The organism is Paenibacillus sp. OAE614, assembly GCF_040546645.1.
Classification (GTDB): domain Bacteria; phylum Bacillota; class Bacilli; order Paenibacillales; family Paenibacillaceae; genus Paenibacillus_AQ; species Paenibacillus_AQ favisporus.
In genome coordinates this window covers 3,994,905-4,007,622 of record NZ_JBEPOD010000001.1, presented here as the reverse complement: position 1 = coordinate 4,007,622, position 12,718 = coordinate 3,994,905, and the positions used below count along the sequence as shown (strand labels likewise).

The following is a 12,718-nucleotide window of genomic DNA, read 5'->3' as shown; positions in this document are numbered from 1 at the left end:
TGAAAAATTCATAATAGAAAAGCAGAGCGTCATGGCTCTACGTTGGTCCGGATCGACTCGCGGATGACAAGCTCCGTGGACAGCAATATTTTTTTGGATCCGCCGGACATGTCTTTACTGCTCTCAAACAGCAGTTTTGCCCCTTCATAGCCCAGCATCTCGAAGGGCTGATTGACGGTGCTCAAAGATACTTTGGCATATTTCGAGCTTTCTACGTCATCGAATCCCATGATCGATATTTGCTCCGGAATGCTGACCCCTTGCTGCGTAAGCTGCCCGATCACTTCGAGCGCGCGTCTGTCGTTGACGCAAAACAGGGCGGTGAGCTCTCCTCTTTGAATTTGCCGCAGCAGCTTCGCATAATCTAATTCCCGCTGAAGAAACAAGACATCGTCATCCGGCCCGAGCGAGGCGTCTGCCATGGCATGGCGGTATCCGTTGTACCGTTCGACCTCGGTGCTCAGATGAAAATCATATGCGGCGAAACCGATCTTCCGGTGGCCCTGGGCGATTAAATACGCAACAGCCTCATAAGCGCCGTCATGGTTATTGCATGTAATGCAGTTGACCGGATAACCGGCAGGAAAGCGGTCGAGCATGACGAACGGGATCGACTTCTTCCGGATTTCGTTGAGGTACTCCCTGGCCGCGTCGGGATTGGCGGAATAAATCAGCAGCCCGCGGTTCTCGGACTGAATTAGCTTCAGGATCAACTCCCGCTCCTGTTCGACATCATTTTCCACAAATTCAATGATAAGTTGGCATCCCTGCTGGTTCAGAAAGGATTGCACGCCTTTGATAATCTTCATATACGAACTGTCGTACATATCATTGCCGGAAATAATAAAAGTCACGTAATTGGACGTTTGATTGACAGACTCCGCCGGATTGGCGACAAAGCTGCCTTTTCCCCTGATCCGGTAGATAACGCCTTCATTGACGAGCTCCGCCAATGCTTTCCTTACCGTAATGGAGCTGACGTCCAGCAGCTTGGAGAACTCCGATTCACTTGGAATTCGGTCATCCTTGCCAAGCTCGTTATTCTCGATTTGCGACAGTACATAATCTTTCACCAGCTGGTACTTAGGCAATGTTGTATCGTTCTTGCTCATGCAGGGTCACCTCTTATATGGACATATACTTACAATTACGCGTTGTTTGTTAAATAGTATACCAAGTAGTGCAGACTAACTCAACTTTAATGTATAAATCCGGGCCGAGTTGGTGGTTTGCCTATGCGATTTATCTAGAAAGTTGTTGGTTTTATCCGGAATTATCAGATTTGTGCTGGTGCGAATCGATAGTATACTAACAACGTTGTATTAAAATCATAAATCTATATATTGACGACCAAATTAGTATGTGTTATCCTTCGCTTAGCATAACAACTCCGGGAAAAATGCATATGGTTTTACCTGCTTGATGAGTACGCTTAAGTTTTGTGTAACTGTCTTTACCATTGTAGAGATTCAAGCTTGCACGCCTGTTTGAAAGCGTTTCGATCTCGGGGAGTAGGTATTTAACAGCAAAGATTGAATGCGCTTTCAATTGCAGGCGTATCCGATGCGGTTTTTCGGTGAAGAACGGCCGGAGTTCAAGCGATGACTTGAAGTAACTAGAAAAGGGGTGTTTATGTTGGCGGCAACCAATAAAAAGCGAATGTCCAAACTGTGGAAACACCGATATCTGTACCTGATGGTGTTGCCAGGTATGATCACAGTACTGGTCTTCAGCTACTTTCCGATGTATGGAATCACCATCGCCTTCAAGGATTACAACGCATCAAAGGGGATCATGGGAAGCCCTTGGGTCGGCTTTAAATATTTCACCACGTTTTTTCATGACCCGATGGCTTTCCGTGTTCTAAAAAACACGCTGCTTTTAGGTCTGTATACACTGCTGTGGTCGTTTCCCGCACCTATTATCCTCGCCTTGTTATTTAACGAGCTGAGAAACAGGCATTTTAAAAAATTCGTCCAGACGGTTTCGTACTTTCCTCATTTTATTTCAGTGGTGATCGTTGCGGGGATGCTGAAGGACTTTACGGCGAGAGACGGCCTCTTCAACCAAATCATTACATACTTCGGCGGCACCCCGATCATGTTTCTGCTGGAGCCGGGTTATTTCCGGACGATCTTCATCTCTTCCGGCATATGGCAGGGGGTTGGCTTTGGAACAATCATTTACCTTGCCGCTTTGAGCGGGATCGATCCGACCTATTACGATGTGGCGGAAGTGGACGGAGCGAGCCGATGGAAAAAGATCGTGCACATTACCTGGCCCTCGATCAAACCGACGACGATCATCCTGCTGATTTTCGCCTTGGGCGGAATTCTGGGATCCGATTTTCAGAAAATTATTCTGCTGTATTCGCCTGAAACTTACAGCGTGGCTGACGTCATTGGATCTTATGTGTACCGTCAGGGGATCCTCGGCGCAAGATACGAGTACACCACGGCCATCGGATTATTTATGTCGGTCATCTCCTTTGTCATTTTGTACATTTCCAATTGGGTCAGCCGCAAAGTCTCGGAGACGAGTTTGTTTTAGGGGGGAGAATCTTGAGAAAAATCAGCTTCGGTTCCAGAGTGTTTGACGCCTTTAATATTTTCATCATGCTGTTGATCCTTGTCGTTGTGCTGTACCCTATTCTGAATATTATCGCTACCTCCTTCAGCAGCGGCAAGTACATCGCCTCGGGAAGCGTTACGATCTGGCCGAAAGGCTTTACCGTACAGGCTTACGCAGACGTATTTAAAGACTCGCTCATTTATAAGGGGTATCTGAATTCCATCCTTTACGCCGTAGGTTCTACCGGTATTATGCTGCTGTTTACCTCGCTGCTGGCATATCCGCTGACCATTCCCGGATTTGCGGGAAAGAAATTTATCACCATCTTTCTGATGATCACGATGTTTTTCAGTGGGGGATTAATTCCTACATACCTGCTGATGCGCAGTCTGCATCTGCTTGACACCGTTTGGGTCATGATCCTTCCCGGCGCGGTTGGAGCATACAACGTGTTTTTGTTCCGGACCTTCTTTTCGAATGTACCGGCAGAGCTGAAAGAATCGGCGGTCATGGATGGAGCCAACGATGTCGTCGTCCTGTTCCGAATCGTCCTGCCGTTGTCGAAGGCACTGCTTGCGACATTTGCCTTGTTTGGTTTGGTAGGAAGCTGGAACAGCTGGTTTGAAGCGTTAATCTACCTGAAGGATCAGGATAAATATCCGCTGCAAATGATTCTGCGAAACTATTTGTTTGCGCTGGATACCAACGCGATCCAAGGAAGGGTAGGCGCCGGTAACGTGGCCATCAATTCATCGGGATCATCACTTGATCCGAAGGCGATCCGAATGAGCGTAATCATTATTACGATGTTCCCCATTATGGCGATTTACCCATTCTTTCAAAAGCACTTTACGAAGGGCGTATTGGTGGGAGCGATCAAGGGCTGACAACAAAGGTTCAACATGGATGTAAGAGGAAGTTTTCTTTTACGCCATATTCAATAATCAAATTGATAGGAGGAATTGGGATGGTTAAAAAAGCAAAAATGCTCAGCCTGATCCTGGCTTGCATGCTGGCCTTTTCCGTAACGGCCTGCTCCAAATCCGACGAGACTTCTAAGGATTCTGCGGATGGAGACACGTTATCTTTTTCCGTAACGCTTCCGTCGAGCGGGGTGGACAACGAGAACAGCATGATCGGCAAGGAATGGAAGAAGCAGATGGAAGCCAAGCTGGGCAAAAAACTGAATATTAAGTTTAATTATATTCCGTCATCGGAATATGACGAAAAAGTAAAGCTCATGATTGCGAGCGACGATTTGACGGATTTCTTCGTCACGCCATTATTTTACGATATCACGGACATGGCTGAACAAGGCCAAATTCTGGAGCTCAGCCAGTATAAGGATTTAATGCCCAACTATATGAACTATCTCAGTAAGGTGAAGAACGGCATGTCGCGTGTGACTAATTCTGAAGGAAAAATGTACTCCTTCAAGGAAACATCAACTCCCAGATTTCCGGAGGATAAAGGCTTGCTGATTCAAAACGTATCCGCTTACAGATACGATGTATTCAAAGCGAACAACATCAAAATTCCGGAAACGCTGGATGAATTTTATGACGCGGCCAAAAAGCTGAAACAGCTGTATCCCGATAAGTACCCGGTGGATACGAAATGGAACAGTTTAAGATCGCTCTTCTCGGCGAATCACATCAAGGACGACATTTACTGGGATGGCAGCAAATACGTGTACGGCATTTTTAATGAAGGGTATAAAGACGCCCTTCAGTTCGCGAACAAGCTGTATTCGGAGCAGCTGCTGGATCCCGAGTATACGATTGATACGGACGACACGATCCGGAAGAAGGCGATGAATGGCGATACTTTCATGTGGCTGACCCAGTGGTTTACGGAGCCGGGAGATTACACAAGGAATGCGGATGACGGCAAAATATTTGCAGTTTCGCTGTACCCGGACAATCCGAAGTACGGAAAGGCATGGCAGGAAGCGACGAACGGAAATACCCCGGACCTGGGCTGGGCCACGTTCTGCATCAGCTCTAAAGCCAAAAATCCGGAAGAATTAATCAAGCTGATCGATTTACAGTATTCCGACGAAAACATCCGGCTCGTGACTTGGGGAATTGAAGGAACGACCTACAAAATTGGAGAAGACGGCAATCCGACCTTTATGGATTCGTTTAAAACGGCGAAGGATCCATGGCTGGAAGGGGATAAGTACGGGATCCGGGCAAGCAAAAATTATAACCCGGGTTTGCAAATGGTCAACGATGCCAGAGCATTTGTAGATTTTGCCGCAACGGATTATACCGTATTTAACGGCAAGTATGAGGAAGTCCCGCTTGAAAAGTCGCCTTATCTGACAAGTCTGCCAATGCCGAACAACGATTATGTCCCTTCGTGGTACAGCGAGCCGGCCATCCAGTTCACACCGGACGAAAGCCAGGAAATATCCGAGATCATGAATCCGATCAAAACGTTCGTTACGGAAGAGCAGGCAAAGTTTGTCGCCGGGAAGCAGAGCTTTGACAACTGGCCGAAATTTATCGATCAGGTTAAAAAAAATGGGCGATATCGACAAAGTGTTGAAGATTTACAACGATGCGGCCCAAAGAGTCCAGTCCAAAACGTCCTAACCAACAGCATCGAGACCATTTCACTAATGACAAATCGACAAGAAGTCGGGAGGAAGCCGAGATGATAGTGAAGATGAAAATGTGGAAGCAGGCGGGTGCATGGACCTGCGCCGCCCTGCTGTTAGTCACGATGGCACCGGGCGTTACGCCGGTTCAGGCTGCCGGGAACAGTGCCGAGCAAAAAGCAGGCAGCTCGTTAAAACAGGTGCAGGAGCCGTTCATGATCAAAGTCGTGGATGCCGAAACGGGCAGGGGTATTCCGCTTGTGGAGCTGAAGACGACGAATAACATTTTGTATTATACGGACAGCGCGGGTGTCGTGGCATTCGACGAACCCGGGTTGATGGATACGACAGTCTTCTTCCATATGTCCAGCGACGGCTACGAAATTCCCGCCGACATGTTCGGCAACCGCGGGCAGGCGGTCGAAGTTACGCCTGGCGGCAGTGTCACGCTGCAGATGAACCGGGTCAACATCGCCGAGCGGCTGTACCGGGTGACCGGCCAGGGCATTTACCGTGACAGTCTGCTGCTCGGACTCAATACGCCGATTCAACAGCCCGTCATCAACGGTCTGATTATGGGCCAGGATTCCGTGCAGACGATCGAATACAACGGGAAGCTGTACTGGTTCTGGGGCGATACGGACAGACCCGCCTACCCGCTGGGAAATTTCCGCACGACGGGTGCGACGTCGGAATTGCCGCAAAACGGCGGACTTGACCCGGATGTCGGCGTGAATCTGAAGTATTTTACCAAAGAGGACGGATTTGCCAAGAGCATGGTGCCGACGCTTCCCGACGGGGGAAACATGGCTTGGATTTTCGGTTTGATGACGGCAAAGGACAGCACGGGAAAAGAGCGTCTGCTTACAGGTTACACGACGCTAAATCCTGACATCGTTGCGCGCGGCATCCTGGTCTTCAACGATCAGACGGAGCAGTTCGAACAGGCCGTCCAGTTCCCTTCCAAGGACGATTGGCGCCATCCAGGCGGTCAGGCAACCTATTACGAGGAGAACGGCAAAGGCTACTGGCTGTTTACCGAGCACCGGATTCCGAACTTACGTGTGGCCGCCAGCTACGACGCCATCACCGACTATACTCAATACGAGTCGTTTACGTGCCTGACGCCGGGAGCGGCTTACGACGGCGCGAATACGTCCCTTGAGCGCGACCAGAACGGCAAGCTGGTATGGGGCTGGAAGAAGAACACCCCGGTGCTGACCCAGGATCAAGAAAAAGAATTAATCGGGTTTGGCCTGATCAAGGCGGACGACCCACGCTACTATCAGCTGAAAGATGCCGATACCGGCGAAGAGGTTTCGCTCTCCCAAAGCTCCGTCGAATGGAACGATTACCGGCAGCGCTACGTCATGATCGGACAGCAGCTGTTTGGCAAAACGTCAGTCTTAGGGGAAATGTGGTACGCGGAAGCAGACTCGCCCCAAGGCCCCTGGACGACGGCGAAGAAGATCATTACGCATAACAACTATACCTTCTATAACCCGGCCCAGCACAAGTTCTTCTTCAAAGACGGCGGACGCGTCATTTACTTCGAGGCGACCTATACGAATACGTATACAGACCATACTCCAACACCGCGCTACAACTACAACCAGGTCATGTACAAGCTGAATCTTGACGATCCGCGGCTTGGTCTTGAGCCAGTTCAGAACCGCAAGTGACGGCTGATGCGGAAGCGGACATTATTCGCCGATCCCAATAGGGCACTCCGCCCAGGAGGTAAACGAAATGAAATGGAAGCCTTGGAAAAGCGCGGGCATCTGGACCTGTGTCATGCTGACGGTCATGACGGCGCCGGGCGCCGCGATGGCGGCTCAGGCGGAAGGGAATAGCGCCATGCCGGATGTAAGCAGCGCTAAGAAAATGGTTCAGAAGCCGTTTATGATCAAGGTTGTGGATGCGCAGACGGGTCGGGGGATCCCGCTTGTCGAGCTGAAGACGACGAACAATATTTTGTACTATACGGACAGCGCCGGTGTTGTGGCTTTCAATGAGCCGGGCTTGATGGATCAAACGGTCTTTTTCCATATGTCGAGCGACGGCTATGAGGTGCCGACAGACATGTTCGGTTACCGCGGTCAGGCTGTTGAAGTGACGCCTGGCGGAAGCGTAACGCTGAAAATGGACCGGGTCAACATTGCTGAGCGGTTATACCGGGTCACCGGACAGGGCATCTACCGGGACAGCGTCCTGCTTGGCCAGAAGCCGCCGGTCAAGGAGCCGCTCCTGAACGGGCTCGTGATGGGTCAGGACTCCGTCCAAACGATAAAGTACCGCAACCGGCTGTACTGGTTCTGGGGCGATACGGACAGACCCGCTTATCCCCTCGGGAACTTCCGTGTGACGGGTGCAACATCGAAGCTGCCGGAAAAAGGAGGTCTCGATCCCGATACCGGCATCGATTTGGATTACTTTACGAAAGAGGACGGTTTCGTTAAAAGCCTGGTTCCTCAGCTGCCTGACGGTGCCGGCATCGCCTGGGTGTTCGGCTTGATGACCGCCAAGGACGGCAGCGGGCAGGAGCGCCTGCTCGCCGGTTACAGCACGCACAATCCCGAGCTCAGCGCCTTCGGCATTCTTGCCTTTAACGACGAGAAGAAGGAGTTCGAGCAGGTCGTTCAGTTCCCTTCCAAAGACGATTGGCGCCATCCGGGCGGCCAGGCGGCTTATTACGAGGAGGACGGCAAGGGCTACTGGCTCTTTACCGAACACCGAATGCCGAACCTGCGCGTGGCGGCAAGCTATGATGCCATCACCGACTATACCCAATACGAGTCGTTTACGTGCCTGACGCCGGGAACGACTTACAACGGGGCCCAAACGTCCCTTGAACGCGGCGCGGACGGCAAGCTCGTATGGGGCTGGAAAAAGAACACCCCGCCGCTCACCCAGGTTCAAGAGAAGGAGCTGATCGATGCCGGGCTGATCCAGGCGGACGATCCGACCTACTTTCAATTAAAAGACGCCGATACCGGCGAAGAGGTCCAAATGGCTTCAAGCTCAATCGAATGGAACGATTACCGGCAGCGTTACGTGATGATCGGGCAGCAGATGCAAGGCAAGTCCTCCGTGCTCGGAGAAATCTGGTACGCGGAAGCTCCCGCGCCTCAAGGTCCTTGGACCACGGCTAAAAAGATCGTCACGCATAACAACTATACTTTTTATAACGTGGCCCAGCATAAGGTTTTCAATAAGGAGGGCGGCCGGATCATCTACTTCGAGGGCACGTATACGAATACGTTCACAAATCATGTCCCGACGCCGCGTTATAACTACAATCAGGTCATGTATAAGCTCGACTTGGCCAATCCGAAGCTTGGGCTGACGCCAGTCCAGGGAAGTAGTGGTTCATAGAGCGCCGGGCTGTTAAGGCAGATTGCATTGGGATGGAGATTTTTTTCAAACAACAGTGAGGAGGAATATCACATGCTGAAGGGATTGACGCTTGCCGGTTTGGGAGCAGTCGAAAGTGAAGAGAGGTTCATCGAATTGGCGGGTGAGGGCGGTTTTCAAGCGGTTGACATCGATGCCCGGGGATTGATCGAGCGGCTGGGAACAGAGGGGGCTGCGGCTAAGCTTGAGCGGCACGGAGTCGTCGTCGGCGCGATCGGCCTGCCTGTGGAGTGGAGGGCGGGCGAGGAAGAGTTCCTCGCCGGGCTGCCCGGCTTGGCGGAAGCGGCTGCCGCGGCCCGGGCGCTGGGCTGTACGCGCTGCTGCACGTACATTCTGCCATCGACCGACGCCAAACCGGCGCACTTCATGGCGGTCGCCACCCGGCGCCTGCGCATCTGCGCCCAAATTCTCGGCGCCTATGGCATCAGGCTCGGACTGGAATTCGTTGGTCCGCATCATCTGCGGACGGCGTGGAAATACCCTTTCATCTGGACGATGGAAGAGACGCTGGATTGGGTCGGCGCGATCGGCGAGCCGAATGTCGGCCTGCTGCTGGATGCGTATCATTGGTATACGAACGGTCTGGCCGTAGACGACATCGAGCGGCTGCAGCCGCAGCAGATCGTTCATGTGCATATCAACGACGCACCGGATCTGCCGGTCGAGGCCGTGCTGGATAACGGGCGTCTGTACCCTGGGGAAGGCGTCATCGACTTGGAGGGCTTTTTAAGAGGGTTGCAGCGCATCGGATATGACGGTATCGTGTCGCAGGAAGTGCTGACGCCGGCCATGCCGGAAGAGACGCCAGAGCAGCTGATTATCCGCTCCAAAGCCGGGTTTGAACGCGTATTCTCTGCTGCCGGAATCGGTGCTGAAGGCAGATGATTCCGATGAGGCGGGCGGTAACATCGTATTTTGTAGACGGATACCATGGCGGGATTAAGGGGCCTATGCCCCTTGGATCCTGACCAGACCTCCCGTGTGAACCTGTCGCTGCAGCAGCACGGTCTCACCACGCTTCGTTACAGCGGCATCCGCTGCAACCCAGATCAATTCATAGGATGTGAACCGTCATTTGGATAAGAGAAAAGAGATTCTATACCATGTTGAGAAGCTGCTGAAGGATAAAAACCGTTACATTTATACCGTAGTCTCGCCAGTCGATTTTACCTGCTTTGTCACGAAGGAGCGGCTATCCTGCGATGAAATAGAGAGTAAACGATTTGAGGCAATCGAACCGGGCGACCGGTGGGGCGGAGACTGGACGTATGCATGGCTTCGCTCATCGGTTACCGCTCCCATGGAAGCCGAGGGCAAACGCCTGGTCATCCGGGCTGATTTCGGCTCAGAGGCGACGGTCTACGTGAACGGAATCGTACGGGGCGCGCTGGATCTTCAGCACCATGACGTGACGTTGACACGCAGCGCTAAGGCCGGCGAGCGGTTTGAAGTCGCTGCCGAGGCGTATGCCGGCCATTCGGGCATCCAGCCGGTGCTTGGCGAATCGCAGCTTTGCCTTTTTGAAGAGGAAATCTATCAATTTTATATCGATTTGGAATGTTTGGTTCAGGTCAGAAATCATATCGATCCGGATTCGCTGCGCGCGGCGGAAATCGACCGCGGGCTGACGGAGGTCGTCCGGACGATCGACTGGGGGCTTGCGAAGGATGCGCTGACGGCAAATGTTCAGCAATGTCGGCAGCGGATGGCGCCGCTCCTGGCATGCGTAAATGGATCGACGGCGCCCTTGCTGTACCTCATGGGGCAGTCCCATCTCGATATCGCCTGGTTGTGGCCGATGGAGGAAACAAAGCGGAAAATCGCCCGGACGATGTCCAATCAGCTTGCCCTCATGGAGGAGTATCCCGATTACCGCTACGTCCAGAGCCAGCCGTACTTGTTCCAGCTTGCCAAGGACCTGTATCCCGAGTTATACGCGCGCATCCAACAAGCGGTGGAGGAAGAACGGATCATTCCGGAAGGCGGCATGTGGGTGGAATCCGATACGAATCTGCCCGGCGGGGAGAGCCTGATCCGGCAAATATTGCACGGCAAGCGCTTTTTCAAGGTGGAGTTCGGCAAGGAAAACGAAATGCTGTGGCTTCCCGACGTGTTCGGATACTCCGGCAACATGCCGCAAATAATGAAGGGCTGCGGGCTCCGGTACTTTGCTTCCGTGAAAATATTCCAGACGTACGAGAACGTGTCGGATCCGTTTCCGTACAATACTTTTCTTTGGGAAGGGATCGACGGCTCGCAGGTGCTGACCCATCTGCTGGATTATGGCGATTTTCCGATTCGGGTCAATCCGTCGTTTCTCATCAGGCAATGGAATGATCGGGTGCAGAAGGACGGCATTGCGACAAGACTCGTACAGTTCGGTCACGGAGACGGCGGCGGCGGGGCGAACCGGGACGACTTGGAATTCCTCCGCCGGCTTGAAAATTTGGAGGGCGTGCCGCGTACTGTGCACGGCTCGCCGATCGACTATTTTGAGGATCAGATCGAAAGAGGTGTTCCGGATGCCAAATATGTCGGGGAGCTGTACTATCCGGCGCACCGGGGAACCTATACGACGCAGGCTCAGATCAAGCGGCTAAACCGGAAGGCGGAGGTCGGGCTTCACGAGGCTGAAATGTGGGGTGCCGCAGCCAGCCTGCTTCAGCGCCGGGCCTATCCGTACGAGGAGATGGACCGGTTGTGGAAGAAGCTGCTGCTGCATCAGTTCCATGATATTTTGCCGGGCACGTCCATTCATCGCGTTCATGAGGAAGCGCAGGCAGAGCTGACGGAATTGAACGGGCTTGTCGATGCGATGGCTTCCGGCGCAAGAGAGGTGCTTGCGGGTAGCGGACGTTCCGGTGTTACGGTGTTTAACTCGCTCTCCTGGGCAAGAAAAGAGCTGGTTGCCCTGCCCGAAGGCGTAGAAGGTATCGCGGACCGGGACGGAAAAACGCTCCCTGTGCAGCGGCATGACGGCATGTGTTACGCCGAAGTCGAAACGCCGTCTGCGGGATGGGCAGCATACACGGTTACTGCGGCTGACGTAACGCCGGAAGCGCCGGGACAAGCTGTCCTAACCGCTGCGAAGTCGCATCTTGAGAACGAATACTTAGCCATTGGGATAAATGAATACGGCGAGATCGTCAGCATCCTGGACAAGGAAACCGGAACGGAGTGGACGGCGGGACATTGCAACGCCATGAAGATGTACCGCGATCAGCCGTCGGCGTTCGATGCGTGGGAAATCGACCGCGGCTATCAGGCTGCTCCAGTCGCGTTGGATGAGAAGGCCGAAGTCTATGTCACTGCAGAGGGGCCCCTGTTTGCCAATATTCGCGTTGAGCGCATGCTTCATCGATCCAAATTAATCCAGGATATCCGGATCCGGGCCGGCAGCCGCCGCGTTGAGTTTCATACGACGGTAGATTGGCATGAGAAGAACAAAATGCTGCGGGTCGAATTTCCTGTACGTGTCCATGCGAACGAATCGTTACAGGAAATTCAGTTCGGTTACGTCAAACGGCCAAATCATGCTTCCAGGCCCCACGATGCCGACCGGTTCGAAGTATGCCAGCATAAGTGGGCGGTGCTTGCGGAGACGAACCGCAGCTTTGCGCTGCTGAACGATTGCAAGTACGGGATCGCCGTGCAGGACAACACGATGAGCTTGACGCTGCTTCGTTCGCCGACGCATCCGGACGAAACGTCGGATCAGGGAACGCACAAGTTTACGTACGGATTCTTTGTATGGAACGGGTCATTTCTGGACAGTCCCGTCGTTCAGGAAGCGTATGAGTTGAACTATCCGGTAAGCCTCGTGCACGGCGGAAACCAGGTGGGTCATAAATCTTTCCTGCAAACGGATCAAGCCAGCGTAATTACAGAGACGGTCAAGCTTGCCGAAGACGGATCGGGTGACTGGATCATCCGGGCCTATGAATGCAAAGGTGCCACCGTATCATGCGAATTGACCTTTGACCTCCCCGTCAAAACAGCGTACGAAACCAATATGCTGGAGGAAGTGACGGCCGATCTGCCGGTTGTTGAAGGGAAGCTCAAGCTGGATTTCCGCCCTTTTGAAGTGAAAACGATTCGGCTTGTGCTGCTTGATGCTTAGAAAAAGGT

Annotated in this window: 8 protein-coding genes; 7 read left to right on the top strand and 1 reads right to left on the bottom strand. The window is 52.6% G+C overall.

Features of this window, described 5'->3' with window-relative positions; genetic code table 11:
• Positions 1-29: 29 nt before the first annotated feature.
• Entirely contained in the window at positions 30-1,112 is a 1,083-nt protein-coding gene (locus ABIE48_RS18345) for a GntR family transcriptional regulator (RefSeq protein ID WP_145024300.1), read from the bottom strand.
• Between the two features lie 520 nt (positions 1,113-1,632).
• Between ABIE48_RS18345 and ABIE48_RS18340 the strand changes: the two genes are divergently transcribed.
• From ABIE48_RS18340 to ABIE48_RS18310, 7 genes are all read left to right on the top strand, one after another.
• Entirely contained in the window at positions 1,633-2,550 is a 918-nt protein-coding gene (locus ABIE48_RS18340; RefSeq protein ID WP_483312658.1) for an ABC transporter permease, read from the top strand.
• Between the two features lie 11 nt (positions 2,551-2,561).
• Entirely contained in the window at positions 2,562-3,458 is an 897-nt protein-coding gene (locus tag ABIE48_RS18335) for a carbohydrate ABC transporter permease (RefSeq protein ID WP_089547852.1), read from the top strand.
• A gap of 80 nt (positions 3,459-3,538) precedes the next feature.
• The gene (locus tag ABIE48_RS18330) at positions 3,539-5,236 is read left to right on the top strand and encodes an extracellular solute-binding protein (protein ID WP_354519446.1); all 1,698 of its coding nucleotides are present in this window, start codon (positions 3,539-3,541) and stop codon (positions 5,234-5,236) included.
• Positions 5,233-6,858 carry a glycoside hydrolase family 183 protein gene (locus ABIE48_RS18325; RefSeq protein WP_354519444.1) on the top strand — a complete coding sequence of 542 codons (1,626 nt, stop codon included), beginning with the start codon at positions 5,233-5,235 and terminating at the stop codon, positions 6,856-6,858. The genes ABIE48_RS18330 and ABIE48_RS18325 overlap by 4 nt, the downstream gene beginning before the upstream one ends.
• A gap of 67 nt (positions 6,859-6,925) precedes the next feature.
• Entirely contained in the window at positions 6,926-8,551 is a 1,626-nt protein-coding gene (locus ABIE48_RS18320) for a hypothetical protein (RefSeq protein WP_192715471.1), read from the top strand.
• Between the two features lie 72 nt (positions 8,552-8,623).
• Positions 8,624-9,475, top strand: a complete 852-nt coding sequence (locus tag ABIE48_RS18315) for a sugar phosphate isomerase/epimerase family protein (protein ID WP_192715470.1) — start codon at positions 8,624-8,626, stop codon at positions 9,473-9,475.
• 190 nt (positions 9,476-9,665) lie between these two features.
• Positions 9,666-12,710, top strand: a complete 3,045-nt coding sequence (locus ABIE48_RS18310; RefSeq protein WP_192715469.1) for an alpha-mannosidase — start codon at positions 9,666-9,668, stop codon at positions 12,708-12,710.
• Positions 12,711-12,718: the final 8 nt, after the last annotated feature.

What these genes read in the sequence shown, in the direction of transcription:
- ABIE48_RS18345 (WP_145024300.1), bottom strand. Translation starts at nt 1,112, where the DNA reads ATGAGCAAGAACGATACAACATTGCCTAAGTACCAGCTGGTGAAAGAT.
- ABIE48_RS18330 (WP_354519446.1), top strand. Translation starts at nt 3,539, where the DNA reads ATGGTTAAAAAAGCAAAAATGCTCAGCCTGATCCTGGCTTGCATGCTG.
- ABIE48_RS18325 (WP_354519444.1), top strand. Translation starts at nt 5,233, where the DNA reads ATGATAGTGAAGATGAAAATGTGGAAGCAGGCGGGTGCATGGACCTGC.
- ABIE48_RS18315 (WP_192715470.1), top strand. Translation starts at nt 8,624, where the DNA reads ATGCTGAAGGGATTGACGCTTGCCGGTTTGGGAGCAGTCGAAAGTGAA.
- ABIE48_RS18320 (WP_192715471.1), top strand. Translation starts at nt 6,926, where the DNA reads ATGAAATGGAAGCCTTGGAAAAGCGCGGGCATCTGGACCTGTGTCATG.
- ABIE48_RS18340 (WP_483312658.1), top strand. Translation starts at nt 1,633, where the DNA reads ATGTTGGCGGCAACCAATAAAAAGCGAATGTCCAAACTGTGGAAACAC.